25 protein-coding genes and 1 pseudogene are annotated in these 26,308 nt (G+C 68.7%); 10 read left to right on the forward strand and 16 right to left on the reverse strand.

All coding sequences use genetic code 11. The features are described 5' to 3' along the window. Positions 1–123: 123 nt before the first annotated feature. Together JK359_RS35975 and JK359_RS35980 are read right to left on the reverse strand one after the other, a co-directional pair. Positions 124–729 (reverse strand): hypothetical protein, encoded by a 606-nt coding sequence (locus JK359_RS35975; protein ID WP_201843830.1) that lies wholly within the window; start codon positions 727–729, stop codon positions 124–126. A 732-nt stretch (positions 730–1,461) separates the two neighbouring features. Next, the gene (locus JK359_RS35980; RefSeq protein WP_201843831.1) at positions 1,462–2,157 is read right to left on the reverse strand and encodes a TetR/AcrR family transcriptional regulator; all 696 of its coding nucleotides are present in this window, start codon (positions 2,155–2,157) and stop codon (positions 1,462–1,464) included. 97 nt (positions 2,158–2,254) lie between these two features. On the opposite strand from JK359_RS35980, the gene JK359_RS35985 reads away from it, so the two are divergent. Further along, on the forward strand, positions 2,255–3,022 hold the full coding sequence (locus JK359_RS35985; protein ID WP_201843832.1) for a DUF4386 family protein: 768 nt from the start codon (positions 2,255–2,257) through the stop codon (positions 3,020–3,022). Between the two features lie 1,147 nt (positions 3,023–4,169). Here the strand turns inward: JK359_RS35985 and JK359_RS35990 are convergent. Both JK359_RS35990 and JK359_RS35995 read right to left on the reverse strand, forming a co-directional pair. Beyond that, the gene (locus tag JK359_RS35990; protein ID WP_201843833.1) at positions 4,170–4,814 is read right to left on the reverse strand and encodes a hypothetical protein; all 645 of its coding nucleotides are present in this window, start codon (positions 4,812–4,814) and stop codon (positions 4,170–4,172) included. 1,563 nt (positions 4,815–6,377) lie between these two features. Beyond that, complete coding sequence (locus JK359_RS35995; protein WP_201843834.1) at positions 6,378–6,830, reverse strand: hypothetical protein; 453 nt, start codon at positions 6,828–6,830, stop codon at positions 6,378–6,380. 841 nt (positions 6,831–7,671) lie between these two features. On the opposite strand from JK359_RS35995, the gene JK359_RS39585 reads away from it, so the two are divergent. Together JK359_RS39585 and JK359_RS40555 are read left to right on the forward strand one after the other, a co-directional pair. Further along, on the forward strand, positions 7,672–7,812 hold the full coding sequence (locus JK359_RS39585; RefSeq protein ID WP_236678984.1) for a transposase family protein: 141 nt from the start codon (positions 7,672–7,674) through the stop codon (positions 7,810–7,812). Further along, positions 7,767–7,950: pseudogene (locus JK359_RS40555) on the forward strand (transposase); the annotation flags it as partial. The gene JK359_RS39585 and the pseudogene JK359_RS40555, both read left to right, overlap by 46 nt. On the opposite strand, the gene mscL reads toward JK359_RS40555, so the two are convergent. The 5 genes from mscL to JK359_RS36025 all read right to left on the reverse strand — a co-directional run bounded on the left by mscL (position 7,943) and on the right by JK359_RS36025 (position 12,231). Continuing rightward, positions 7,943–8,386, reverse strand: coding sequence for a large conductance mechanosensitive channel protein MscL (gene mscL, locus JK359_RS40285; RefSeq protein ID WP_201843835.1), 444 nt, complete (start codon positions 8,384–8,386; stop codon positions 7,943–7,945). The pseudogene JK359_RS40555 and the gene mscL sit on opposite strands and share 8 nt — an antisense overlap. 52 nt (positions 8,387–8,438) lie before the next feature. Continuing rightward, positions 8,439–8,996 carry a transposase gene (locus tag JK359_RS40495; RefSeq protein WP_372445523.1) on the reverse strand — a complete coding sequence of 186 codons (558 nt, stop codon included), beginning with the start codon at positions 8,994–8,996 and terminating at the stop codon, positions 8,439–8,441. 212 nt (positions 8,997–9,208) lie between these two features. Continuing rightward, on the reverse strand, positions 9,209–10,531 hold the full coding sequence (locus tag JK359_RS39590; RefSeq protein WP_236678985.1) for a pentapeptide repeat-containing protein: 1,323 nt from the start codon (positions 10,529–10,531) through the stop codon (positions 9,209–9,211). A gap of 405 nt (positions 10,532–10,936) precedes the next feature. Then, a complete protein-coding gene (locus JK359_RS36020; RefSeq protein WP_201843837.1) occupies positions 10,937–11,317 on the reverse strand; it encodes a hypothetical protein in 381 nt (126 codons plus the stop codon). A 284-nt stretch (positions 11,318–11,601) separates the two neighbouring features. Continuing rightward, positions 11,602–12,231 (reverse strand): TetR/AcrR family transcriptional regulator, encoded by a 630-nt coding sequence (locus JK359_RS36025; RefSeq protein WP_201843838.1) that lies wholly within the window; start codon positions 12,229–12,231, stop codon positions 11,602–11,604. Between the two features lie 75 nt (positions 12,232–12,306). Here JK359_RS36025 and JK359_RS36030 point away from each other — a divergent pair, with 75 nt between their 5' ends. Further along, positions 12,307–13,461 (forward strand): FAD-dependent oxidoreductase, encoded by a 1,155-nt coding sequence (locus tag JK359_RS36030; protein WP_201843839.1) that lies wholly within the window; start codon positions 12,307–12,309, stop codon positions 13,459–13,461. Between the two features lie 191 nt (positions 13,462–13,652). Here JK359_RS36030 and JK359_RS40500 read toward each other — a convergent pair whose 3' ends face one another. Together JK359_RS40500 and JK359_RS36040 are read right to left on the reverse strand one after the other, a co-directional pair. Then, a complete protein-coding gene (locus JK359_RS40500; RefSeq protein WP_201843840.1) occupies positions 13,653–13,982 on the reverse strand; it encodes a glycosyltransferase in 330 nt (109 codons plus the stop codon). A 31-nt stretch (positions 13,983–14,013) separates the two neighbouring features. Then, complete coding sequence (locus JK359_RS36040) at positions 14,014–14,217, reverse strand: hypothetical protein (protein ID WP_201843841.1); 204 nt, start codon at positions 14,215–14,217, stop codon at positions 14,014–14,016. A gap of 70 nt (positions 14,218–14,287) precedes the next feature. Here JK359_RS36040 and JK359_RS36045 point away from each other — a divergent pair, with 70 nt between their 5' ends. Then, positions 14,288–14,794 (forward strand): MFS transporter, encoded by a 507-nt coding sequence (locus JK359_RS36045; protein ID WP_201843842.1) that lies wholly within the window; start codon positions 14,288–14,290, stop codon positions 14,792–14,794. Positions 14,795–15,573: 779 nt separating this feature from the next. Here JK359_RS36045 and JK359_RS36050 read toward each other — a convergent pair. Further along, the gene (locus JK359_RS36050; protein ID WP_443729094.1) at positions 15,574–16,503 is read right to left on the reverse strand and encodes an AraC family transcriptional regulator; all 930 of its coding nucleotides are present in this window, start codon (positions 16,501–16,503) and stop codon (positions 15,574–15,576) included. 118 nt (positions 16,504–16,621) lie between these two features. On the opposite strand from JK359_RS36050, the gene JK359_RS36055 reads away from it, so the two are divergent. Next, the gene (locus JK359_RS36055) at positions 16,622–17,302 is read left to right on the forward strand and encodes an NAD(P)H oxidoreductase (RefSeq protein WP_201843843.1); all 681 of its coding nucleotides are present in this window, start codon (positions 16,622–16,624) and stop codon (positions 17,300–17,302) included. Between the two features lie 953 nt (positions 17,303–18,255). Here the strand turns inward: JK359_RS36055 and JK359_RS36060 are convergent. Beyond that, positions 18,256–19,029, reverse strand: coding sequence for a methyltransferase domain-containing protein (locus JK359_RS36060; protein WP_201843844.1), 774 nt, complete (start codon positions 19,027–19,029; stop codon positions 18,256–18,258). Between the two features lie 28 nt (positions 19,030–19,057). Here JK359_RS36060 and JK359_RS36065 point away from each other — a divergent pair, with 28 nt between their 5' ends. From JK359_RS36065 to JK359_RS36075, 3 genes are all read left to right on the forward strand, one after another. Further along, positions 19,058–19,585, forward strand: coding sequence for a MerR family transcriptional regulator (locus JK359_RS36065; RefSeq protein WP_372445520.1), 528 nt, complete (start codon positions 19,058–19,060; stop codon positions 19,583–19,585). A gap of 319 nt (positions 19,586–19,904) precedes the next feature. After that, positions 19,905–21,008, forward strand: coding sequence for a pentapeptide repeat-containing protein (locus JK359_RS36070; RefSeq protein ID WP_201843845.1), 1,104 nt, complete (start codon positions 19,905–19,907; stop codon positions 21,006–21,008). Between the two features lie 365 nt (positions 21,009–21,373). Beyond that, positions 21,374–21,631: a hypothetical protein gene (locus JK359_RS36075; RefSeq protein WP_201843846.1), complete on the forward strand. Its 258-nt coding sequence runs from the start codon at positions 21,374–21,376 to the stop codon at positions 21,629–21,631. Between the two features lie 99 nt (positions 21,632–21,730). Here JK359_RS36075 and JK359_RS36080 read toward each other — a convergent pair whose 3' ends face one another. Further along, on the reverse strand, positions 21,731–23,491 hold the full coding sequence (locus tag JK359_RS36080) for a thiamine pyrophosphate-dependent enzyme (protein ID WP_201843847.1): 1,761 nt from the start codon (positions 23,489–23,491) through the stop codon (positions 21,731–21,733). Between the two features lie 13 nt (positions 23,492–23,504). Further along, the gene (locus tag JK359_RS36085) at positions 23,505–25,088 is read right to left on the reverse strand and encodes an FMN-binding glutamate synthase family protein (RefSeq protein ID WP_201843848.1); all 1,584 of its coding nucleotides are present in this window, start codon (positions 25,086–25,088) and stop codon (positions 23,505–23,507) included. 165 nt (positions 25,089–25,253) lie between these two features. Between JK359_RS36085 and JK359_RS40505 the strand changes: the two genes are divergently transcribed. Then, the gene (locus tag JK359_RS40505) at positions 25,254–25,916 is read left to right on the forward strand and encodes a LysE family translocator (protein ID WP_372445524.1); all 663 of its coding nucleotides are present in this window, start codon (positions 25,254–25,256) and stop codon (positions 25,914–25,916) included. On the opposite strand, the gene JK359_RS36095 is transcribed toward JK359_RS40505, so the two are convergent. Further along, positions 25,840–26,308 (reverse strand): FAD-dependent monooxygenase (locus tag JK359_RS36095; RefSeq protein ID WP_236678987.1); only part of this gene is annotated, 469 nt, incomplete at its 5' end. The genes JK359_RS40505 and JK359_RS36095 overlap by 77 nt on opposite strands.

Raw genomic sequence — 26,308 nt, forward strand, 5'->3', positions numbered from 1 at the left:
CCGATCGTCAGCCCAGTTGTCACCCTGCCTGGCGCAGGCGTCGGTCAGCGACCTGGAAACCTCGCGTATCTCGGCCGGCGTTCAGGACGAACCCCTGCCGACAGGAAAAACCGGCGGAGTGCTTCAGCCGTCCCAGATGCCGGGGCCGATGATTTGAAGGCCGGCTTGTGCCGCGAGCCACTCGGCGCGCTCGGGCTGGCTCGACCTGACGTGAACGAACAGAGTGTGGGAATCGGCGGGGACTTGCCTGTACAGGTCCGCGCTATTGACCGCGATCTGCACCTCGCCGTGCTTCGCATCCGGCGGCAGACCGAGTGCGGGTACGGCCGGCCAGGTGGTCCACCACCAGGCCAGGGAACCGGGGCCCGCGCCCATTGCGGACAGGAACGTTTCCTCGAAGCCCTCAGGGATGTCGCGAAGCGGCATCTCTTCCACGGCCGCCTCCAACGGCAGCAGTCCGGCCAGGCCGGCGGTGTCGATGGGAAGGTCCGGGCCCTCGACGAAGCAGGTTTCCTCCCCGGCGACCTGCGCGGCGTCGAACTGGCGTGCGTACCAGGCTGCCGGGATTGCCTCTCGCATCCGCCGCACTTCGTCGGCGGTGGTCAATCTCGCGTACGCCCAGATTTCAGCCTGCTCCAGATCCGCGATCCGCAGCAGCCGCCGGGCGCCGTCCAGGGCCTCGGTCAGGTCCCTCGTTTCCAAGACCGGATAGGCAATTGCATGGCTCATCGGACGGATCTTGCCACACACGCCGGGATTGACGGTCCACCAGAAGCACCGGGCCGACGCAGGTGGTCACGCTGGGGTCTCGAGCCTGTCGCCCTCGGCGCATCACCGCCTACCCGAATGCGGTCGCCGCGGAGCGCGGCCATGCCCAGCGCTGCACGCGGCCGGCAGGCTTTCCCCTCCCCGCCCCGAACAGATGCGTCGTCACCTCCAGTCGGCGCGAGGACGATCAGCGCCACTTTGGTGACCACTTCCGGTCAGGGCGCCAGCGGAGGCGGGATGAAGGAACGGGCCAAGCGCATTGAGCAGCTGACGTGCTCTGCGCGCGAGCGGAGGCGAACCGCGCCACCTCGTCGGGCCCGTCCGAGGAGCGGGGGAACCTCTCCGCGCGAGCGGAGGTGAACCGGTCGGGACCGCCAGGGCGTGCGGGAGGAACGGGTCTTTCCTCGATTGGTTACCTCCGACCTGATCAGCGAGGGCCTGCCCAGAAGTGTCGGGGTGAAGTGGCGGCCGCTGCGCCATGGAAGGCCGGGGCCGCGGACGGCGTCTTCATGCCACCAGTGCAGGGCGGTGTGGACGCCGCACAGCCAAGCGAAGGCGAAACCGGGGGTGCCCATCCCCACGGCCTGCCTTGCGACAGGCCAGGCCGTGGGGATGGGCCGCCATGTGCCGTCGGCCGGCCTACGAGCCGGCCTCCAAAGGCCGCACTTGCCGCGTTCTACGCCGTGCGACGGGCTACTGGTGCGCCGCAGCAGCCGGCCCGGCGAAGCCGTCGATGACCCGGTCCAGACCCCAGCGGAACTGTTCGGTGGTGATGTAGCGGGACATCACGTCCGCGCTGGCCGCCGTGAGCGGGTACGTCGTGGCAGGGACCGCGTCGAAGGCCGCCTTGCGGGCCGCGACACGCTGGGCCTCGGGCGGGGCGGGGCGGGTGGGTTCGACTTCCGCGGCCTCCAGCGCGATCGAGCCGAGGACGTAGACGATCAGCAGGTAGGAAGCGCGGGCGGCGTCACGTTCGTCGAGTCCGGCCTCGCCGACGACGGCGAGCAGTGCCTCGCCCAGGGCCAGTGCGCGGGGGCCGTCCATGGGGGCGCCCAGGAGCATGGCGGTGGCACCCGGGTGGTCCAGCAGCCGGGACCGCAGGCTCAGGGCGAGGTCGTGCAGGCGCTGCCGCCAGGGCCGGGCCGGATTGGCCAGTGCGCCCAGGTCGTACTCCCCGATGAGGCGGTCCGCCACGGCCCGCAGGACGGCTGCCTTGTCGGGAAAGTACGTGTAGAGCGCGTTGGGGGCGACCCCGAGTTCGGCGGCGATGCCCCGGATCGACACCGCGTCGGCGCCACGCCGGTCGAGCAGCTCAAGGGCCGCCGTCACGATCGCTTCGTCGGTCAGCGTGCGCCGCGGGCCGGGCCGTCCGCGCTGGGCCGTCGTCATCCCTACCTCCTCTTGACCCGAACACTGTACGCCGTCCACAATCTCTGTACATCGTCCAATCTGTACGCCGTACAGAGATATGAGAGAGGGGTTCCTCATGCCAGCGAGGTCCGCCCATACCGTCACCGGGGCACTGCTCATCGGCGGAGCCGTGCTCGTCAATGCCGCGTTTGCGCTGCTGAGCGGAACCTTCGACTACCCTGACGTGCTCCGGCAGCCGACCGAGGAGGTGCTGCTGCGCTTTCACACCCACGCCCTGCTGATCGGCACCCTGTTCACCCTGCTCGCCCTCGGGGCAGCCACGCTCGCACCGATCGCCCTGCGCACCGCACGGATGGCCGCGGGCGGGCGTACGAGCACCGCCGCGGCCACCACAGGCGTAGCCGCCGCGGCCGTGCAGGTGGCAGGACTGATGCGCTGGCCCCTGCTCGTCCCGCCGCTGGCCGGCCGCGTCGCCGACCCCGACAGCTCGGCCGCCCAACGGGCCGAGGCGGTGGAACTGTTCGAAACGCTGAACCGCATGCTGGGGCAGATCGTCGGCGAAACCCTCGGCTATGTGCTCACCGCGGCCTGGACCCTGCTGATCGTGACGGCATTGCGTCGCCGCTCTCTCATCAGCCGCCCGGTCGCCGCGCTGGCCCTGACCTGCGTACCGCTGATCCTCGCCGGTCTGCTGGTGCCCTTCGGCGTACCCGGCGCCGACCAGGCGAATTTCGCCGGCTACGTGCTCTGGAGCCTGTGGCTGATCCTGCTGGGGACCGGGATGCTGCGCGCGTCCCGGATCCAGAGCCCCGTGCAAGACCACGAAGGAACGGCCGCACGGGCCTGCGGCGTCCCTGAACCGGGTCGGCCCACGGCTTCTTGAGCCTGAGGCGGACCCGGGGTTTTCTTGGGCCGGAGGGCGGACCGGGGATTCTTCGGCGGACGGCGGACCCGGGGTTTCTCGGGCCGCGGGGGGGGGGCGGACCCGACGACAGGGCGCGGATGTAGTGCCGCCTCAGACGCATGCCGTGTCAGCCACCATGGGCGGCGATGGCCAAATCAGGTCCGAGAACACGACACGTCGAGAACGTACGGCGGCTGCAGGGCAGAAGCCGGTCCAACTGCACGCCGCTTGTGCTCACTGCGACTTCCGGCCGGCGCAGCAGGGACCTGCCTTGACGGTCCGTCGACGTCAGGCCGCTCTCCATCGACTCCTCACGGCCCTCACATGGGTCCGGCGCTCAGAGGAGGACACAGCGTGACAGACACGGAGTCTCAAAGTAAGGCGCGAAACGACTGGGAAGCGACACACCGAAGAGGTGGCGATGGGGGCCGGTGACACGCACGCGCCGGCGTCTGCAGGAAGTGGCGACCGGCAACGGGCTCGGCGCCGTACGGCGGGTGCACCGCTCACGGCTGCCGCTGTGGACACGGCCCTTCTCGCCGCAGGCGACGAGGTCTTCGAAGCCAACCCGCACCCGCGCAACCCCGAAAGCAACGGCAGGCCGGCCACGTACTCGCCGTCGCCCCTCACCACCACATCACCACCCGCCGCGGGCAACCGTTCCACGCCGACGCCCTGATCAAGAAGCTGGCACAGCGAGCCTGACAGAAACTCTCCGCCGGCGCCGGAGCCAAGGGACACCGCGGCTGGGCCCAGGCCGAGCGGGCCGACAACCGGCCCGGCGCCCACCAGTTGCCCGCCCCGCCCCAACCGACGGCCCGGCGAACCCGCCGTCTACCGCTGCTACTCAGCCGCCCCGGCGCGGCTGCCCACCCCGGTGCGCGTCGCCACACGAAGACACATCCTCCGGGAGACCTTGCAGTCCGGCCAAGGGGCCCGGCCGGACTGGACGAACACCAGGTCAGGCGTTGGGCGCTCTGGCCACACACGCAATACAGCCGCTACAAGGAGGCATAGCCAGACCCTATTGCTTGCCAGATCACATCAGGCACAGTGCCTGTGACCTGTCCCTGTCGGCACTCGACCACAGGCGCAGAGGCCGGTTTCTATTTCACCTTTTGACACACTACGACTCACTCCCAGCGTCCAAGGAGTTCAGCATCACCTGCGCCCGCTGATCACCTCCCAAAGCCGCACGTCTGGTCCACTGCAAAGCCTCCTGTGCGGCCACTGCGCGTTTCACCGGGCCGGTCTCACGCTCCATCCGCAAGATGGCCAGTGCGGCCAACTCCCGGGCGCAGGCCGCATCACCGCGCTCGGCCCCCTGCCGCAGCCACCTACCGGCTTCCTCTTCCTCACCACGCTCGCGCAGCGCGATGCCCAGGTACTCGCAACTGCGGTCGTCGCTGAGCTTTTCGGCCGTGATCCTCCACCAGCCCTCCGCCGCCCCTGCCCGTTCCGGACCCATGCTGCGCAAACGCAGACCAGGCTCGTGCGGGGGAATCTTCAAACGCTTCCGCGTGGCCTGGCGCCACCAGCCCAGAGCCTCATCAAAGCGCCCGTCAGCACAGCATTCGATCAGCATGTTCGCAGCGGCCGCGGCATCGCCGCACTCGGCCGACAGCCGCCACAGGGCCACAGCCGTCTTGCGGTCCCCTTGATCGAACAGAAGCTTCGCCGTCTCGTTCGCACCGTCCGGAGTCAGATCACGCCCACTGACGACCCCGCGGCCACTAGGCCCGAAGGTGGCAACCTTCGCCTCGTACGCCAACGCTGCCAGCAGTTTCCTCGCCCGCCGGCGCGCCCCCCACTCAAACACACCTGTCCCCTCTCCTCTACTAACCTCCCAGCACACCACCTACCCGACCAAAGAAAGAAGGGGTCACCGCGACCGACTCAGGATTGTTGCCAAGGCCCTCAACCCGACCGGCTCACGCCCACGGGAGACCGACGCAGCCCAACAAGCAACGGCAAGCCACGACGCCATCCCGCCCAGCGGCGCAGGAAGCCGGCGAAGAACCGAATCGACGGACGTCCGCATCGCTCGACCTCAAGGAGGCTCTGTCTCCGCGGGCTGGGCCAAGACGTGCTCCTCAGAGCCCAGTAGGTCGCTCCGCCGGGCATAGCCGGTCCGACCGGTCCGCGAGGCGGGCATGATCTTCGTACTTCTCCGCCTCGCCGGCCCGGGCCCGCACACCGCGCGGACCGCCGGCACCAGCTGAGGACAGCTCGATCTCCATCCGATCCCGAGCCCCTCGAGGCCGCTTCCCGCATGGCCTGCCCATCATCGGCGCACAGTGACACGGGCGATGATGTAACGTCACCCGCTCTTCCATGTATCGCCGCGACACGAACAATGCGAATGTGACGTCAGCCCGCTCGTATCCGGCCCGACGATCCTCTGACACCTGCGGAAGAGGCCCTACAGCCCACTCCCCGCTGAGACAGCGGATCGCCGACGCCCGCCCCACACCATCGCCGCGCGCCACGCGGCCACACCGACTCCCGCGACGGATAGCCCGGTGTCACCACCCCTCCCATCGCCGCGTCGGTGGCGCAGTCTACGAACCGGGCTATCCACTTACGTCGCCCGACCCGGATCCCGATCCCGATCCCGATCCCGGCTGAGACGACAACCTGATCAGCCTGGGTCGCCGCGGGCACAGGGGCAGCAGCGTTGGCAGGGCGACGCCACGAGCGAGCTGAAGGTTTGAAAGAGGTCAGCTTCTGGGCGGTCGCACTCCAGTTCAACCAGGTGGCTCGTCCAGCGCCGCCGCTTACGAGCGACCACTGAACCTGAAGCCGTGCGCAGCACAGATGACACGACCTGATCACCCAGCCAGCTAACTGACAAATCCGCAGGCCAGGCCCTGCTACATCAACAGCGCCCACACATCACTGCAGCTATGGGCGCGCTGCAATCCCCCACCCACCGACGCACCACAAACTGATCAGTGCAGGCCAGACCACCAACAAAGACAAGCCTTTAGTGCGGCGGTATTTTCCGCTATTGCACCCCCTGATGTATTGGTGCGGATGAGGCTGTCCTGTTGGTCGTGCTTGCCGAGACGGATGGTGTGGTGTCCGGGGCAGGAGTCGGCTTGCCGAACGCCGGCGGCAACTGCCGCCAACGCATCCGGTCATCGCCACCAACACGACCGCCGCCAGCACCTCACGCTCCCCCGCCCCGGGCCGCCCGCCGCCCTGCGGGCGTATGACGCTCTTCTCCGGCACCACCCGGCGGAAACAACACCCACAACTCCTCCGGCACCAACCGCTCGATCAAGCCTGCCATGCGCAGGACACGACCCAACGGACCAAAGGGAGCGATGCCTTACCAGGCCCGGCGGGGATCCCGGAGTTCCGGCGGGGTCTGCTCGGGCAGTTGCTGGCCAATGTCAGTGCGCAGCAGCATCCCGGGGTCCGGCGGGAACTGCTCGGTCCGCGGTGCAGGCTGGTGGAACCGCTCCGTGCGCGGCAACGCCACCTCCGCCAGCTTGCCGTCGTGCAGCATCCATAGGCCGAAGCAGTCGTCGTCCTGGTCACGGATCAGCACCTGCACCCCGCCCGGATGCGGCCAAGGCAGCGACTCCAGATCCTTGAGGAGCCCGGCCCGTCCCCGCACCTTGTCGAACTCGATCGCCCAGCCGTAGCCGAAGCCGCCGTCCTGGGCCTGTATGGGTTCGAACCGCCCCCGCCAGCTGCGCCCGGGTTCCTCTCGGGTCAGCGGTTCCATCACGTCGTCACAGTAAGGGGCCAGCACGATGACGTCCGCGGCTCTGCTCATGACGAGATAGGACCACGCACCGTGCCCGCCCGGCAACCGGCGCCACCAACGCGAGCCTGAGCACGACCTGCACGTGCCTCGCGTTCATCGCGCTTGACCGGCCGCGTCCAATACGCAGCCTCTGGGCAACATTCGCCGGTCTCGTCGCCGCTGTGGCAGCATTCCAGGCCATCCTGATCCACACGAACGTTCTCACCCACCAGCGCAGTCAGCCGTTCCGGCTGCTCTCGGTTCCGTGGGTTTGACTGATCGCCCATCCTGCAGCCTGTACGCTGGTGGGTTTCGCCTTCTACGGTTTCACCCGACGCGTCTCCGGCGTACGAATGCTGATGTTCATACCGCCCAGCAGAAGCATCGTGCTCGGCGGCCTCGCGTTCCTGGCGTGGCCGACCATCGCCGGAATCGGCGCAAGCAGCTCACCCCTCACAACCAACCTCCTCGGTATAGCGACCGCAGCAGTCAGTCTCATGTCCGTGTCCGCCTCCTTCGCCTGGGCCGCTCGAATCTGTCCGGAGGGCGTGGGAGACGGGGTCAGTCAAAGGACACCAACACAGTTGTCGAACTCCTGAGGCCGTGATGACACCAGCCACGCCAGGTGCGCGCCGAACCTGCGGCCACATCCACCCGCTGAACGCCGCATACGGCATCTGAACTTCCACCGCATGCACCCGGCACCTCACAACGGAAAGCTGCTCACCACACAGGTACAACAGCTGGGCTGTCGCCTGATGTGACCGGTGAACTCATCGCCGAAGTGGGTCCGTTGCGGCACGAGCGTCATCAGGGTCGTCTCGCGGCTCGGCCGCGACGACGAGCGGTAGGAGCCGGGGCAAAGCACGGGATGGTCTTCGTCGACCGACTGCTGGGCACGCTGGTGAACTTGCGCCACGGCACCACCCATGACGTGCTGGCCTGCTGGTTCGGAGTGGACCGCCCCTGCCCAAGTCCTGGACCGCGGAGGCGGACCGGTGCCGGGCAGTGAAAGTCCCTGACAGGCGTGGCTTCGCGACCAAGGGAGAACTGGCCCGAGCGATGCTCCTGCGGGCTCTTGCTTCGCCCCCTCCCGATCGCCTGGGTGACGGGCGACTGCGCCTACGGACAGGAAGGTCGGGTCACCCGGCGCGCTGGGTGGTCTCCCCGGCCTGAGCGGGTACGGCGGGCAGGGAGACGGTGCAGGAGGCGCAGCGTCGGGCCTGGTCGGGTACAGGGCTGAGGCATTCGGGGCAGTCGCGTTTGGGGGCCTGGACGTCTTGGTGCGGGGCGAGGCGTTCGTGGAGCTTGTTGATCGGGAGCACGACCAGGAAGTACAGGGCGCTGGCGATGAGGAGGAAACTGATCGCCGCGTTGACGAAGGCGCCGTAGGGGAACTTGATGGCGCCTGCGGTGAAGGTCTTGCGGCTCATGTCGCCGGTGGCGCCGGTGGCAAGCCCGACGAGTGGTGTCAGGAAGGCGCTGACGAAGCCGTTCACCACGGCGGTGAACGCTGCCCCGATGACGATGCCGACGGCCAGGTCGACCACGTTGCCGCGCAGGATGAAACTGCGGAAGCCCTTCACCTTCTCACCCCTAAGAGGCTCTTGACGTCGACGGGCGGCGCCGAAGGCGCGGTCAGCCCATCCCTTCACCTCGGATGCCCTGCCACCCGTCGCCCATGCCGGCTCCGCCGCGCGGCGTGCGGGGGCGTCCCGACCCGGGCCGCAGGACACGGATCTTGTGGATGACCGCTTCGGCCTGGGCGCAGTCGTTGCGGGTGCAGGCCGTGACCGTGAAGGCCAGCGGCGGCCGCGTGCGTCGCAGGCCAGGTGAATCTTGCTGGTCAGCCCGCCGCGGGAGCGCCCCAGCCCGCGCTAGTCGAGGCCCCTTCGGTAGCGGTGGGCTGGTGGGCCCGGACGATCGTGGAGTCCAGCGCGACCAGCCTGTCCACCTCGCCCGCCCCTGGGCCGCGGCCAGGATGCGGTCGAAGGTGCCGTCGCCGGCCCAGCGGGCGAACCGTCCGTGCACGGTCTGCCAGGGCCCGAACCGCTCCGGCAGATGCCTCCAGGGCACCCCAGTGCGGAACTTGAACACGACGCCCTCGAGCACCTTGCGGTGATCCCGCCACCTGCCACGGGCATGACCCGCAGGCGGCAACACCGGCTCGATCGCCGCCCAGGCGGCGTCAGTTATCTCCTATCCCTCACGATCACCCCAACGAACGAATGATCGGAAAGGCGCTGCCTGGCTACCAACGTCAATGCGTCAGGCACGCCATCGCGACCGGTCGCTCAGCCTCAGCTGCGCCCCGAAACAGGCATTGGCTCACATACCGCACTCAAAGGCAGGCCCGGGATGAGGGGGGTGCCCTCGGCACCGTGCGCTGTGACCGCTGAGCGTTGGGGTCAGCCGCTGGCGAGTATCGGGCCGGCCGGGGCAGAGAGTGTCCGGTGAGCGTGGGGGCAGGGCGTGGCAGAAGTGGTTGTGGGAATGCGCATCCGGCGCAGGAGATCACGGGTGGTGCGCTTGCGCAGCGTGCTGCGCCAGGTCAGTCCTGGGTGGCGGGACCGTAGGTGTGACAGCGCACGGGTGCCCAGGCCGGTGCTGTGGAAGCGCTCGTCGATGACGACGGCGGTGATGACGCCCTGGGCGCAGGGAGTGCAGATCCGGTACCGGACCTGGCCGACGACCTGGCGGGTGTGCACGAGGAGCAGGCATTCGTCGCCTGGGCCGGGGTCGTCCGGGATGTGCGTGGACAGGAAATCGATGGCCCGGTAGGCGAGGATGCGGCGGCGCAGGCGGCCGGTGCGCCGGCCTCGGCGTGAGTGCTTGGCGCCGTTGTGACCGGGCGGCGATGTCTCGGCTGTGGAGGCCTGACCCATGAGACTGCTGCTGGCGGAACGCGCATGTTGTCCGTGCATGACGTCTCGTGTGCCCGAACAGCCGACGGATACCCGTTCCAGATCGCCGGGCACCCCGCCCAGGGGCACCCTCTCGTCCCGGGACGGCCTCCCGTCACCGACTGGGGCAGCGCCTTCACGGAGCATCCGTAGTCCACGCCGTGAAGCGTCCCAGTGCGGCCAGTGTGTGCCCGACGGGACCTCGCCGAAGGGGCAGGTGCTTTCCAGGCGCAGTTGGTCCAGGTGCACGGTCCCGGTGAACAGGCACGCCGAAAGGTCGACGTCGGCGAGGACCAGATGGGCCGCGTCCACCCCGCGCAGCGAAGCCATACGCACCTTGGCATCGGGAGCGCTCGTAAGCGCCTGCTCTTCCACCAGCCGGCCGTCGGGGAGCGCGAAAAGGACGGCTTCCGAGGCGATCGTGAGGGGGTATTCGAAGACCGCGTGGGAAAAGTCCACGGTGGCATAGCGCAGACGCACCTCGGCCGTTGACGACCAGCGGGTCCGCTGGCACTCCAATCGGCTGGCAGCAAGCGAGAGGGTCACCGGGCCGTTGAACACCGCCTCCGACAGCCCCACCCGTCCGGCGCACACCAACGGCTCGAGGCTGGGCGCCCGCTCGAAAACTACCGACTCGAACCCGACGTCGCGCTCGAAGGTCACCGACCCGAAGTGAGCGACGCCCTCGAAGGTCGCCCACGAAAAATCGGCGCTGCGCTGGAAGGTCGCCGACCCGAACCAGGTGTTGCGTTGGAAGGTCGCCAACGCGAACACGGCGTCGTCCTCGAAGGTTGCCGACCTGAACCCGGCATGCTTGAAGGTCGCCAACTCAAACCGGGCGCGGGCCCATGCGGGGGTGTCCAGTTGCCGGGTCGCGGAGGGCGGCGAGGTGGGCGTCGAGAAGCGGGGTAGTGAAGGATGTGCCGCGGTGGTCGATGTCAGTGCCGGGGACCACCCCGGCCAAGTAGGCGTCGCGATCGGCGTCGGCAAGGTGTGCGAGGCATGCGGTGTGGCCGGGGACATGGATGCCGCGGCAGCCAACCGGATCTTCCGGGCTTGGGCCGTGGCCACAGTGTGGCCACGGGGGCGCTGCGGGGCTCGGATGCGTCATGCCTGGAGGACGATCTAGCGCGACCAGATAGGTGCCCGGACTCCAAGGCGTGTCGTTGTGATGCCGGCCGATGGCGAGTGTCTGGGTGAACAGTCTGGACTTGCAGCAGGAGCCGGTCTCGGTCAGGACCCGTTCCACGGTGATGCCGTGGGCGGCGGAGAAGGCGTTCGCCGCTGCCAGAAGCCGGCGGCGGTTTCCTTGCGCTCGCCGGTGAGGACCTCGCTGTGGGCCAGGCGGAAGTGGTCGACGACGGCGGAGGGGATGAACGAGTAACCGATCACCGGATGGCAGCTGCGGCGTCGGTTGGTGGCGGCGCATTCCTCGTCCATCGCCTGGCGGCGGTCCATGATCTTGTGACCACCGCCGTCTGGGATGTCGCTTGTCCTCCACGTCTTGCCGTCGCGGGCCAGGGCCGTCTGCCGGGAGGTACAGCCGTCCGGCTGGATGGACCAGATGCCGAACTCGGCCCGGGCGTAGCCGTCCAACGAGTGCGGGGCGTCCACGGTAAGCGCGGCCAGCTCCAGGCGATCGCCGTCGACGGCGGCGGGGGCGAATCGGCCAAGGCGGGAGCCGAGCCGGCACCGATTAGGAGTAATGCGATTGCGGGCAGACCAAAGACTCCACGGCGCATGAAGTCTCCCAACACCGTGCGGGTTGGAGATGCGTGCATGAGGAAACCGCAGTCACCCCATGGCGTGCTACGACTCGGATGTGTTCGCGATGCGGTCGCCGTGAGCGTTTGCCGGTTCGGGGAAGGGGAAGAGGGCCGTGGTCGTTTCCCGACCGCTCAATCTCCACGCCTTGGGTATCCGTCCCACTCCTCGGCCAATGCTGCGTCCAGCATGCGACGGGCAGTGGCGGTCAGAGCAGGGAGGGTGGGGATGGACCGGGTGTCGGCAAGGGCTCCGGCCAAGTAGTCGAAGAGCAGGCCCTCGGTCCACGCGACGAGGAGCTCGGCGGACTCCTCGGGACGGGTGGCTCCGAGGCCCGCAATGATCTTGGACGCGCGGGCACGAGCCCCCATGCCCGCCTCATGAAGACGGGGGCGCAGGTCCGGATTGCGAGCCGCTTCCAAGATGAGTTCGAAGCGGGCCAGCTGGCGCTCGCGGCCCGTGGTGAGCCAGCGGTGCAGGGTTTCCGCGAGGGCGATCGCCACCTCGTTGCGACTGAGCGCACCTGGGTGCGGGGGGAGCTGCTCAAGCACGCCTTGGTCCACGTCGGCCAGGTCGAGCTCTGCCAGGCGCAGGTAGCAGGCCTCGATCAACGACGCCCGCGTCCGGAAGTAGTACGAGGTGCTTCCCGCCGGCAGACCGGCGGCGACATCCACCGCCCGGTGGGTGAGACCGCGCAGGCCTGCTCGGGCGACCGTCGCAATGGCGGCGTCGGTGATGAGTGTTCTGCGACCTGATGTGGACATACCGACACTCTACATGTGTAGAGTGTCCTCCAGGTTGATCCTCTACATCCGTAGAGGCCTGTGGCAGGAGCACACATGTCTGATCGCCGAGCAGTAGTCGTGGGAGCTGGGATCAGTGGGCTGACCGCGGCCGTAGCGTTGTACAGGCACGGCTGGGAGGTCACCGTCTTCGAGCGGGCCGCGGAACAAGGACTCGGTGCCGGCATCGTGCTCGCGCCCAATGCCTTGCGTGCTCTCGGCGCGATCGGATTCGACGTCGAGCAGGCGACCGGCAGCGCGGTGCCCGCCGCCATGGGCGTGCGTCTGCCGAACGGCCAGTGGCTCCACAAGGCCGGCATGGGGGCGATGGCCGAGCGCTACGGCAGCCCGCCATTGGCCGTCCATCGTGCGGCCCTGGCCCAAGGGCTCGCCGCGGAACTGCCGGCGGGGGCACTTCGCTTCGGAACGTCCGTACGGGAAGTGCTCGACGCCGCAGACACTCCCTTCGTGCGTACCGATGAAGGAGACGTACAGGCCGACGTGGTGATAGCGGCCGACGGAATCCACAGCCCGCTGCGCCGGCAGTACTTCCCCGCTCACTGCGCCCTCCACTACAGCGGCGAGACCGCCTGGCGAACAGTCATCTCCGCCGAGGGACTGCCGGACCTCGTGTGTTCGGAGACCTGGGGGCGCCGCGAGCGCTTCGGGATCGTGCCGTTGGCCGACGGGCGCGTGTACGTCTACGCCAGTGCCTTCGTGCCGCAAGGCACCCGGCCGGCTGATGCGAAGGCCGAGCTGATCCGACGGTTCGGACGGTGGCACGCCCCGGTCCCTGCCATGCTCGAGCGGCTGGACCCCGCGACCCTGCTCCAGCACGACCTGTTCGACCTCGCGGGTCCGCTTCCCCGCCTCCATCACGGCAAGATCGCCTGGATCGGCGACGCCGCACACGCCATGACGCCCAACCTCGGTCAGGGCGGCTGTCAGGCGATCGAGGACGCCGTCGTCCTTGCTCACCTGTTGCACAAGAGCCGTCCTGACGGCATCCCGGAAGGCCTGGCCGCGTACTCCACGGCCCGCTGGGCCCGGACCGACGCCATCCGCCTGCGCTCCCGCAAGGCCGGCCGGGTGGCCGGGCTGAGCCATCCCTTGGCCCTCGCGGCTCGCAACCTCGCTGCCCGCGCCACGCCCCCGTTCATCGCCTTCCGGGCACTGGACGACCTCTACAAGGGTTTCAGCCTGCCCGCTTAGGACGCACAGGGCGAACCGTCGTGCCAGACCGCTGGAAGGGCTGTCGACCTACGGAGCTGTGGAGCATCGGGCCAGGCGCGACGATTCGTTCCCGGAGGAGCTTCTTTGCCATGATCAGGTCACAAGACCCGCCGCCGGCGTGTCGCCTCACCGTCAGCACGCGCCGGCATCTGTCCGGGCCGAGGGCACGTTCACGGCGAGGCAGGGACGGTCACGAGAAAGCGGTCAGCAGGCGTAGCGCTTGGCCGGTGCCGTCCTCGGTCTGCATGAGCCGGGCGGCCCTGGCCGCGGCAGCGCGGTGGCTGCCGATGTCCGAGAGCGCGGCTGACACGTGCTGGGAGGTGAAGTCGCGGGAGAGCGGGCTCGGAGAGCTGTCTCGATGCCGGCGGCCCGGACCTTGGAGACGAACTCCTCCGCACCGCGAGACGGACCTCATGACCCTCGTCGGTGATACGCCGAGCCAGGGCGAGAAAGGGCTCGACGTCGCCGCGGCTTCCCGCGGTCAGCAAGAGAAAACGCATGATGAGTACCGTGAACTCTTCTCGGCGCCGGCTACGGCGATGCCTGTCTGTCCTGAGAGTGAGCGCGCAGGTCACCGGCAGGGTCGGGGCCGCGTCGGCGGTATGCCGCGACGCGGGTGAGCGGGAAGACGGCGAGCGGCACCACGAGTGCCATCGCGGAGAGAGCGAGGGAGAACGGCGCGGTCGCCTCGGACGGCACGGTGACGAGCTTGAAGGTGTCAATCGCGGTATGCACCAGCGTGGGCGCCCAGACACTGCGGCCCGCCTGCTCGTAGAGATGGGCCAGTGGCCAGGTCGTCAGGGGATTGGGCTACACCCCCTGGCAGGCCGGCCTACGCACGCTGCCCCTGGCAGCAGCCCTTGCCGCGGGCTCGCTCACAGCACCACGGCTCCTGGCCCGGCTCGGTGAACGAACGCCAATCGCGGCCGGGCTCGCCCTCGTAGTCGCGGCGTTCGCCATCCTGGCCCACACCAAGGCCACCTCTGGCTACGCGCACCTGCTGATCTTCGAAGTCATCGCCGGACTGGGCGCCGGACTGGGCGCTGCAGCGGGCACCGAAACCGTCATGAATGCGGTACCACCGTCCCGCGCCGGACTGGGATCGGCGGTGAATGATGCCACCCGCCAAGTCGGCGCCTCCCTCGCCGTCGCCGTCCAGGGCTCCGTCCTCAGCACGGTCGTCACCGACCGCTTGGGCTCCTTGGGCTCCCTGACCGCTCCAACCGGGGTACTGCCGCCTTTCCCGGCTACACGGCAGGCGTTCGCCGACGGCCTCACGGCGGCAGCTCTGACCGCAGGGCCGTCACCATAGCGGCCGTCATGGCGGTCATTCCGTGGCGCAACATGATTCCGCACGCCACCGCGTCCCGAGAAGGTCTGGAGCCGACGCGGACCGAGGGCAGGACCCAGCGACCTGACGGTATGTGCGTTGGTTCGTAGGCGCTTCGCGATGGGTTGTGGCGCGTGGGCGGCCAGCTTGTCGATGTCGTCGGTTCGCTCGCGCAGGAGGCGAGCATGCGTGTCGGTGCGGACGGTGTTGCCGCAGCCCGGTCGGCAGTCGTACTGCCTCGGGACGGTTGCTCCAGGGTCGGGTTCGCAGAGCGCGTTCTCGCGCTTGAACGCGCAGATCAAGCGCCTCGGGGTTGTCGAACAGTACGACGCCGTCCTGAGCGAGGAACTTGGCTGCCGTGCGGCCGGGCGATCGCGGCATGCCTGGGCGAGGACTTCCTCGCCCAGGCATGCCGCCGCGAACACCGCCAGGTACCCGGCGCGCTCGACGTCGCCGGGCTGACCGCATCTCCCTGCTCCTCGGTACCAGCGAGCACCGGTCCGAGCGTGGTACGAGAACCATGCGGCCGCCGAGACCGGCACTCAGCGGCCGCCCCGGTTTCCACTCCCGATGTCGTGGCACGCCGTGGGGGCGTTCGGGCTACGGCTACGCGAGCTGCGCTCCGGGGCCGATCGGACGCAGGCCGGCACTGCTGCGGAGGCGGGGTGCATCGCGCCTTCTACGTAAACCACGAGAACGGGAAGGACAACACGCAGAGCGACACACCTGAGAAGAGCACCGCTGGTCGCCGGGACGGAAACTCAGGCCGCTGCGGCGCGGAACCTACTGGGGCTCAGGCCCTTGTGGCGTTTGAACGCGGCACTGAAGCCAAAAGCGTCGGCATAGCCGACCGACCTTCCGATCTGCGCAATGCTGAGGTCGGTGTCGGTCAGAAGCGCCGCGGCCTCGTCCATGCGGCATTCCGTGAGGTAGGCGAGGGGCGGGCGGCCCATCAGCTTGGTGAAGCGCTTGGCGAACAGCGCCCGGGAGACACCGGCTCGAGTGGCCAGCGACGCCACCGTCCAGGCATCGGCGGGCCGGTCGTGGAAGGCCTGCAGGGCGGGAGCGAGGACCGGGTCGGCGAGGCCCCGGTACCAGCTGGGCGCGTCGGCGCCCGCCTGGTCGAACCAGGTGCGCAACGTGCACACCAGAGCCCAGTCGAGGAGCCGGTCCATCAGCGCCTGCGAACCGGCCGAGAGACGGGCGGCGTCGGCGGCGGCCGTCTCAAGCCAGGCACAAACCTCGACGTCCTCCTTGATCACCAGGACGGGCGGCAGGGCACGCAGGAGCCGCTCGTGGCGGTGGCCCGAGGCGCGGTAGGCGCCCACGATCAGCGCGGTCGCCTCCTCCGAGTCGGTGCCCCAGTGGATACCGCCGAGTTGCTGGTCGGTGCACTCGGCGTCCGTGGTGAAGCAGGCGATCTCGTACGCGGCATGGGAGCTGTGGACAGTGGCGGGATGATCCGCGAGACGGAACGGTGCGAGGCCGCGCACGATGGCGGTATCGCCCACGCCGACCGCCCGCTCGGCCCCGTCGGGCAGTAGCAGGGTGCCCCCGCCGCGCAGCACGCTGATCATGGTGAGCGGTGCGTCGTCGGTGAAGCGGATGGTCCAGGGCGCCGTCAGTACGGCATGGCTGACGACGGAGCCCTCGGCTCGGATGCCACTCAGTAACGAACTCAAGGGATCCACGGGACGCATCATAATAGACGATCTCCTATGTTCCAGAGCGTTTTTCCCATGGATCCTCTATGCGATCGCGGCTGTACTGGATTCATCGAATCGACCGAGTTCTCAGCTGGGAGACACCGTGACGCAGCACGACAACCATGCCAGGACAGCCCTCGTGGTCGTCGCACACCACCGCACCGATTCCCTCACCGCGCACACGGCCCGCCGTGCCGCCGCCCGGCTCGAAGCCGCCGGATACCGCATTGACCTGCTCGACCTGCACGCCGAGGGGTTCGACCCGCGGATGAACACATCGGACCAGCCGGACTGGGGCAACAGGGAGAAGGTGTACTCGGACGAAGCGCACGCTCATATGCAGCGCATCCTCGACTCCGATGTCGTCGTCGCCGTCTTCCCGGTGTACTGGCAGAGCGTGCCCGCAATCCTCAAGGGCTGGGTCGACCGTGTATGGAACTACGGGTTCGCCTACGGCCGCAGCAAGCCCCGCCTCGCCGGCAAGCGCATGCTGTGGCTGGGCCTCGCCGGCGCCACTGCTGACGACCCCATCGTGGAGGGGATGCAAAGCGTCCTCGAGACCAATCTGAGCGAAGGCATCGCCTACTACTGCGGCTTCTCCCATTCCTCCGTCGGCCTGCTCACCGACGCGGAGGAGCGCCCGCAGCGCGTCGACACCGAAGGCAACCTCCTGATCGGCGAAGCGGTCGCGGGCGCTGAGCGAGAGGCGCAGTACGCCGATCTCGACCTGCGTGCACGGGAGTTCGTGGAACGATTCGTCGCCGAGGGACTCGTGGCGGCCTGACCGCCGGGAAGACATACGTGGTCGTGTACGACCTGTGGGTGTCGAACGCCAGAGGTCGAGCCGGTGCTCCAGGGCCTTTCCGATAGGGATGTACCCCAGGGCGTCCATGACGCGCCGCATGAGCGCCTGGTCGAACGGGTCGTCAAGCGCCCCGTGACCTCGGTGATGACATGATCTGCCGGACAGTGCCAGCCCGCCTCGCCGAGCAGGGGCCCGCCCCCCGTTCGGCGAGGCGGCTGCACGCCCTTGTTACCTGTGTCGCGGACATGCCTTGGCCAGGGATGAGCACGAGTGGGGCAGCGGGAGATGCGGCACGCAACTACCGCCCCTTCGTCAGGAACTTGGCAAAGTCCTTCTCGAGCGCGGTCCTCGGCTTCGCTTCAATGATGATTTTCGCGACGTTGCCCTTCTGGAAGACCAGAATCGTCGGGATGGTCTGAACATCAGACTTGGTGCTTGACAGGGGGTTCTCGTCCAGTTGAGCTTCACGCCATCGATCTCAGGATGCTGCTGGGCAATGCCTTCGATGGAAGGTGCTACTTGCCTGCGAGGTCCACACCAAGCCGCCTAGAAGAGCACGGCTACTGCCTTCTTGCTCTTCAGGACGACTTCGTGGAAGTTCGCGTCGGTCACGTCGTGCAGGCCAGTTGCATAGGGGCCGACAGCCGGGTTACGAGAGGAATTGCCGCGTCTGCGGGCATCGCAGGCAGTGCTGGTACCGCCCATACGGCGACCAGGGTCAGGACCCTCGGTAGCTCTTCTTCGGTCCATGATGCCCGCCTCTCGACTCGGGCGTTCTCATGTTGCCGTTCCCGTTCGAGCGTACCGCTGACGACTCGTTTCCTCGACTCAGGTGATCCGGCCGGTCGTACCGGCGGGTGCGTCCGGCCACGTCCGTGATACGGGTGCGACTTGCTCCGACTCCAACGGCCCTGACCAGCCGTCGAAAACCTCTACGGGGCGGAAGCGGCGGCCACGAAAAACGGAATGGCGGTGAGGAAGCGGCCCACCTCGGCGCGTCGGCGCTGCTCGTCGAGCCACTCGTCCGCCTGGTCACGGCCGACGGCGCCGCTGGCCCAGGCCGGCTCCACGAGCCTCGTGAGCAGCCACAGCATCGCGGGGTCGGTGAAGACACTGGTGTGGACCTCGACCGTGACATCGGCGAAGCCGCCGGACAGAAGCAGGCTACGGTACTGGCGGCCGGCGCGGGGCGTTCCCAGGAGGTCGGCGCGGGCGTGCACGATCGTGCGCGTGAGCGCTGCGTCATCCGAGTCGATCATGATGGAGTCCCAGTCCTGACCTATCAGAACAATCCTGCCGCCTGGGCAAAGGACCCGTCGTGCCTCCGCGACCGCGCGCCCTGGCTCCTGAAGTTCGTGGAAGACCTTGTCGGCACGGTAGCCGCGCAGGCTTCCGTCGGCGAACGGCAGATCCTCCGCCCCCGCCTCCAGGAATTCGGCCTCCGGCCACCGCTCCCGGGCCGCGGCCAGCATCTCCGAGCTGGGGTGCACGCCCATCGCCTGGACGCCGCGTTCGGCCAGCTCGGCGACGGCTCGTCCGGCGCCACAGCCGACGTCCACGACGGTCGAGCCCGGGGCGAGGGACAGCAGCTCGTAGGAGCGGGTTCGCAGCTGAGTGGTGCTCGGCACCTGGTCGGCAGCGTCGAGCGCGGCCAGCAGGGCTTCGGTGTCGCGGTGCTCTTCCACCGCTTCCTGACTCTTGGACATGGACGCCATGCTGCGACTTAATGTCGACATGAAGTCAAGCGGAGACGGTGGCGTCGGCACGTTGGGCATCGGTGCCCTAGCGGCTCGGTTCGGCCTGGCCACGCACGTGCTGCGGCACTGGGAGGCGATGGGCCTGCTGCACCCAGAACGGGACGCCGGCGGGCGCCGCCGCTACCGTGCGGACGACCTCACCCGCGTGGCGACGATCCTCATCCTGAAGGAGGCCGGCCTCGGCCTGAACACCATCAGGATCCTGTCCGCACAGGCCGACCGCGCCACCCGGCACGGAATCCTGCATCCCGCGGCCGAAGAGCTCCGGTCGAGAATCGCCGCGGCCCAGGCCTCATTGGAGCTCATCGAGGGCGGTCTGCACTGCGAGTACGAGGACGTCACCCAGTGCCCGAACTACCGGCGGCTCATCGCCGAGCCCGGCGCCTTCCGGCACACCGTCTACGCAGGTCTCTTCGCCCCGAAGAACGCCTGCATCGACGAGGCGGTCAACCACTACCTCGCCACCGGTGTCCTGCCCTCCCACGACAGCACCTGCCGGCACTGAACCCTCGTCCCGCCGGGACGGCCCCTCAAGGCGGAGTCACACCGCGGACGCGCCTGGTACCTGGTTTCGATGCCAGAATCTTCGCTGGGGAGGGGATAGCCACTGGGGGTGGGGCCGAGGGTGCCGGCCATCTGGTGCGCGTGCTGAAGGTGCGCCACGCTGGTCACCGGCAGGATCAGGGGGGCGTGATGAGGTCGTTCGCTTGCGGCGATGACCATGCGGTCGTCGTCGACTGCGTGATCGCCGACGAGGCTGTCCGGCCCGGGGATCGAGCTTGACCGCGGCTGAGCGGCGTTCGAGGCGGGCTCCCCACGGTGTCATGCGCTGGCCATTGGGCCTGCACATCGTCGCGGTACTACTGCTGGCCGTGGCCACAGCGCTCACGGTCCTGGGACTTCTATGGCTGATTCTGGGGCAGCCGCGCGTCCAGGCGTCTGGACCGCTCAAGCCCGGTGACACCTACGACGCCATCAAGATCGCATTGGCCGTGGTCGCGGGAGTCGGCGGGGTCGTGGCACTCGTGGTCGCCTATCGACGCCAGCATCTCAGTGAAGCGACAGAACTCCGTGAGTATGACAAGGCACTGATCGAACGGTTCGGCGCCGCGGCCGAACAACTCGGAGCCGACCGGCCGGCCGTACGTATGGCCGGCGCTTACGCGATGGCACGGCTTGCCGATGAATGGCCGCAGGAGCGGCAGATGTGCATCGACGTGCTATGCGGATATCTGAGGATGCCGCATGCTCCCGATCCACCCACCGACGAACAGGTGCTGGCGTCGTGGCAGCGCGAGCGGGAAGTACGCGCGACTGTTCTGGGACTCATGGCCGCCCACCTGCGCGATGGTGCGCCTGCGTCATGGCAGGGCTACGACCTCGACTTCACCGGTGCCGTCCTCGATAAGGCCGACTTCCGTGGCGCCCGCTTCACCGGCGGCCACGTCCTCTTCGTCAAGACCCTCTTCGCCGGCCACGGAACGGACCAGTTCGTCTTCGACGAAGCCGACTTCGCCGACGGCGCCCACGTCTACTTCCGGCTCGCCGAATTCCGAAGTGGCACCGTCCGCTTCAACCGTGCCACCTTCAGCGGCGGCTGGATCACCTTCGACGGTGCCCACTTCACCGGCGCTCGTGTGAACTTCCGCGACGCTGCCTTCACAAGGGGAGAAGTCCCTTTCGAGAGTGCCGAGTTCTCCGCCGGCACCATCGACTTCACCGGCGCGACCTTCACCGGCACCACCGTCAACTTCGGTGAACACCACCTCCCTTCCATCTACCGAACGGTGCCGCCCGCCCGCTTCAGCGGCGGCACCGTCGACTTCTCCCAAGTAGCCGACTTCAGCCACCCCCCGAGATTCGGCCTGCAGGTGCTGCCCTCGGGACTGCGGCTTCCCTCGGGCACCAGCATTTCCGACCTGCCTTGAGTCGGTCCTGCCCGGTTCGGCGCCCAGAGTCCGGTCAGCCGACTGCCAGCGCCGGCTTCCCCGGCCGGCTGAGGGTGGCGCCTTCTCGGGCCAGGCGGCGGGTCATGAGGGTAGTGGCCGCCAAGGTCATACCGAAAAGGTGTGCGGTCGAGCGGACCAAAAGACGGCTCATGCCCCACCGGCGCCCGACCCGCGCATACGAAACCTGCCGTTCCGGGATGCAGCAACGCACGAAGACGACCTTCACGTCGAGGACCTCCACCGAGTTTGTGCAGGAGTGCAGGATGCCGACCCCGGCGGACGAAGCATTTCCGAGAAGGCTTAACGTCGTGTGCAGGACTATCCGGGCCGGAAGGTGAGGTGTCATGGGATTCGGTTCATTCCTCCTGCTCAGCCTGGGCCTGGTCGTCACTGCCTCGGTGTGTGTCGGCTCGTTGGGCATGTATGCCTTCATTCGCAACCGTGTGCCCGGCCGACCGCTGCGCCGCATCGTGCGCAACCCCCGGCTATGGGGGCTGGGCCTCCTGCTTCAGGCCGCCAGTCTCGTCACCTACTCCTGGACCCTCCTGATCCTAGGGTTGGCCTGCGCCGTCTGCGGGCACGTCCTCAGGCCGACCGGGTAGGACCGTCCCCCGTCGATTGCGGGGTAAGTCGGGGCTACTCGGTGGGGTGGTCGGGTCGGAGAGCGGGGAACACCGCCGACCGGCATTCCCCGGGTGTCGTCAGGACCCGCTCGGCTCTCCGTGGCTCCGCACGACCTCCTTCACCTTGGCCACCGCGAAGCCCCAGCCCTGCTCGACCGTCGGCTTGGCCGGAACGGCGATCTCGTCGGGGTTGGTGAGGACGTCGAGCAGGACCGGGCCCGGGCTGCGGAAGGCGCGTCGCACGGCGGTCTCCACGTCGGCCGGGTCGGTGACGCGGATGCCGGTGATGCCCATGGCCTCCGCCACGGCGGCGAAGTCGGGGTTGTCGAGCACGGTGCCGAACTCAGGGAGGCCGGACTGCTCCTGTTCGAGTTTCACCATGCCCAGGCGACGGTTGTCGAAGACGACGAGCTTGACGGGGAGACGGTAGGTCTTGAGGGTCATGAGGTCGCCGAGGAGCATGCTCAGTCCGCCGTCACCGCAGAAGGCCACGACCTGCCGATGACGGTCCAGGCACTGGGCGCCCAGCGCCTGAGGCATGGCGTTGGCCATCGAGCCCAGGTTGTATGAGCCGATGAGGCGACGCTCGCCGCGCATCTCGACGAAGCGCGAGAGCCAGACCGTGGCCATGCCCGTGTCGGAGGTGAAGACGGCATCCTCGGCCGCCACCCGGTCGATGGCCGCGGCGAGCGCCTCCGGGCGGATGTCGTGTCCGCGGTTGTCCAGCGCGGAGCGGACTCGGCCGATGAGGCCCTTGTCGTGTGACGGGTCGGCGAGCCGTGCCTGACCGGCCCGCCACTGGTCGAAGCGTTCCCGCGCCTTCTCCACATGCGAGCGGTCGCGTCCGCCGCTCGAACCGGGGCCGGCCTCGAGGTGGCTGAGAAGGTCGCGCACGGTGGCGCCGGTGTCCCCCACGAGCCCGACGTCGACCGGTACCCGGCGTCCGATGTGGGTGGCCTCGGTGTCGACCTGGATCACGGTCCGGTCCTCGGGATACCAGTCCCGGTACGGGAAGTCGGTGCCGAGCAGGAGGATCGTGTCCGCATCCTGCAGGGCCGACGCGGCGGCGGGGTTGCCGATCAGTCCCGTCTGGCCGACCTGGAAGGGGTTGGTGTCACCCTCGAAGCCGGCCTTGGCCTTCAGGGTGAGCACCATCGGTGCGGCCAGACGGTCGGCGAGGGTGAGAACGTCCTCGCGGGCGGCGCTCGCCCCCTCCCCGACGAGCAGGGTGAGGCGTTCGGAGCGGTCGAGGAGTTCTGCGGCGCGGCGGACGGCCGCCTCCTCGGGCCGGCTCACCGGAGGGTTCAGGGAGAACCGGGGCGTCCGGTCGGCGGTCAGTTCCCGCTCGCCCAGGTCGCCGGGCACGGTGAGGACGGCGACGCCCTTGCGGCCCAGCGCGTGGCGCACGGCCGTCTCCAGCATCTGGGGGAGCTGGTCGGGAGAGGTGATTGTCGCGCGGAAGACGGCCACGTCGCTGAAGAGGGCGTCGTTGTCGACTTCTTGGAAGTAGTCGCTGCCGAGTTCGGCGAGCGGCACCTGACCGGCGATGGCCAGGACGGGGGCGTGGCTCTTGGCCGCGTCGTACAGCCCGTTGAGGAGGTGGACGGAACCGGGTCCGACCGTCCCCATGCACACGCCGAGGGTTCCGGTGAGCTGGGACTGGGCGCTCGCGGCGAACGCCGCCGCCTCCTCGTGCCGACAGCCCACCCACTCCAGGCTGTCGGTGGTGCGGATGGCGTCGGTCAGGGGATTGAGGGCGTCTCCCACGACGCCGAACACCTGGCGCACGCCGAGTTCGCTCAGCGCGTCCACGATGACGCGGGCAACGGTACGGGTCATTGGGTCCTCCGGGTCACACGGTGAAACGGTCGGGGTCGGCGGCCTGCCAGTCGGCCGCCCAGGACGCCGGCGGCTCGGCGAGCAACTGCCCAGGCGCCAGCCACTCGTACAGGTCCTCGTAGGAACGCTCGGTGCAGGGGTCGACGCGTCGGCGGAGCATGTGCGGGCGCAGCTGGGCGGGATCGGTGACACCCATGGACGCCATGATCTGCAAAGCGCTGGCCACGGTCGCTTCCTGGAAACGCTGCACACGCGCCGTCTTGTCGGGGACGTCGAGGGCCCGGGCACGACGCGGGTCCTGGGTCGTGACACCGGTGGGGCAGGTGTTCGTATGGCACCGCTGTGCCTGGATGCAGCCGACGGCGAACATCATCGCCCGTGCGGCGTTTGCGTAGTCGGCGCCCTGCACCAGGCGTTTGACCAGGTCGGTGCCAGTGGCGATCTTGCCGCTCGCCCCGATCTTGATCCGGTCGCGCAATCCCGCGCCCACGAGGGCGTTGTGCACGGTGAGCAACCCCTCGGTGAGCGGGGTGCCCACGTGGTCGGCGAACTCCAGCGGCGCCGCTCCGGTCCCGCCCTCGGCGCCGTCCACCACGATGAAATCGGGCGCCGTGCCCTCCTCCAGCATGGCCTTGCACACGGCGAGGAACTGCCGGCGCGAGCCCACACACAGTTTGAACCCGGCGGGTTTGCCGCCGGACAGCTCACGGATGCGGGCGATGAAGCGCACGAGTTCGCGCGGGGTGGAGAACACCCGGTGGTACGGCGGGGAGACGACCGTCTGTCCCTCGGGTACGTCCCGGACCCGGGCGATCTCGGCGTTCACCTTGGTTCCCGGCAGAACACCGCCGATGCCGGGCTTCGCCCCCTGCGACAGTTTCAGGGACACGCACTTGACGTGGTCGTGTGCGGCCTTGTCGGCGAACTCGGCGGCGTCGAAATCACCTTCTGCGGTGCGGCACCCGAAGTAACCGGTGCCGATCTCCCAGACGAGGTCACCTCCCGGACGGAGGTGATACTCGGACAGCCCGCCCTCACCGGTGTCCTGGGCGAAACCCCCGGCCGCGGCACCTCCGTTGAGCGCGAGGACGGCGTTGGCCGACAGCGAGCCGAAGCTCATCGCCGACACGTTCAGCAGCGCCATGTCGTACGGACGGCCGCACTCGGGGCCACCGATCCGTACGCGCGGTGGGTTCGTGGGCACCGGGCACGGCGCCATCGACGGGACCAGGGACTCGTAGCCGGGCTGGTACACGTCCCGTTCGGTGCCGAACGGCTCCTCCGCGTCGGTGCCTTTGGCGCGCTCGTAGACGATGTTGCGCACGTCCCGGTCGAAGGGGCGCCCGTCGTAGTTCCGCTCGATGAAGTACTGCTGCAGCTCCGGGCGTATGCGCTCCATGAGGAAACGGGCGTGGCCGAGGACGGGATAGTTGCGCAGCACCGAGTGCCGGCGTTGCAGCAGATCCCAGGCGCCCGTCAGACCCAGCAGCATCGCCGGTACCGCGACGAGCAACCACCAGGCGGAGGTCCAGGCCGCTGCCAGGGACGCCAGTACGCCTGCGACAAGGGTCAGGACGACGATTGCTATGCGTGTCACCCCTTGCTCATTGCCGGGCGATCGCTCTCCAGTCCTGGGAGACGTCCTCAGGTCACCAGCGCCGGCGCGGGAAGCGTCTGCCGGTGCGAGCGGCACCGTAGCCGCCGACTCCGACTTCCTTCTTCACCTGCTCTCGAACGGCGCATGCTCGCTGCCGCCGTCGGAATGTCGCTGATCGCCGCCCCCCTCCCCCGTGGTCTACGACGCCATCAAACCGCTGGGCGCGGCCTGTCTCGTCTACCCCGGGGGTCCGGGCGGTGGTGGCCACTCGGCGCTCCGCGCGTGGAGCGGACCGCGGCGCGGGAGGAGACCGGCGGCCCCGTAGGCCTCGCCACCCGGCTGGCTCCGGTCGGAGAGGAGGCAGCCCGCGGCTGGTGGCGGTCCGGGTTCGCCCAGGGCTTCTTCATCAACGTACTCAACCCTGAGGCAGCGCTGTTCTTCCTGAACGTCCTGCCGCAGTCCGTCAACGGGAGCGCCTCGACGGCCCAGCAGGCCTTCCTTCCAGCGGCCTTGGGCATCCTGATCGGCGTCGTACATTGGCTTGTCCTGGTCCCCGCGGCCGCACGGCTGCGCACGCTCCTGGCTCCTCCGAAGACCTGCCATCGTTGGCAGTCGGCGACCGGCTGGCTGTTCGTTGTCCTAGGCATCGACGTCGCCGCGACGGCCCGACCTGCCGGCTGGGGCAGGCTCTTCTCTTGGCGGCACGCCTGCACTCATCCCGGTCGCGGCCACAACGGGGGCGCGCCGGCCTTCAAGAGTGTGGAGTCGCGAGAGTCTCCGACCGGGCCGGGGCTGCCATGCCACCGGAGACGAAGCTGTCAGCGATAACACTCAATTGCCCGGACCCTTTGGACCAGGGGCTTTCGATTCGATCACCGAACGGATGGAGATTGCCGGGACCGGCGGCCCGGATCACCGCCCCGACGGTGTCCGGACCCTCGGTGAGCGAGGCAACCTCCTCCCCGCGCAGCACTCGGGCGCCCACGGCGAGTGCGTGCTCCTCCAGGAGCTGTTCGGTGACGGACTGACCGAGCGCCAGCATGAACGGGTGCACCGCCCCGACCGTGGAGAGATCCAGCCGGGTGGTGGCCGCGCCGAAGTGGCCGGTCGGCACCGGGGTGCCGCGTTCGATGAACCGCTGCGCGAGGCCGCGGGTGGGTAAGGTGTCCAGCGTGCCGGCCTGCATGCCGACCGCGCGCGACCGTCCGTCCGGTGCCGCA

The organism is Streptomyces actinomycinicus (genome assembly GCF_016741775.1).
In the GTDB taxonomy this organism is placed as follows: domain Bacteria; phylum Actinomycetota; class Actinomycetes; order Streptomycetales; family Streptomycetaceae; genus Streptomyces; species Streptomyces actinomycinicus.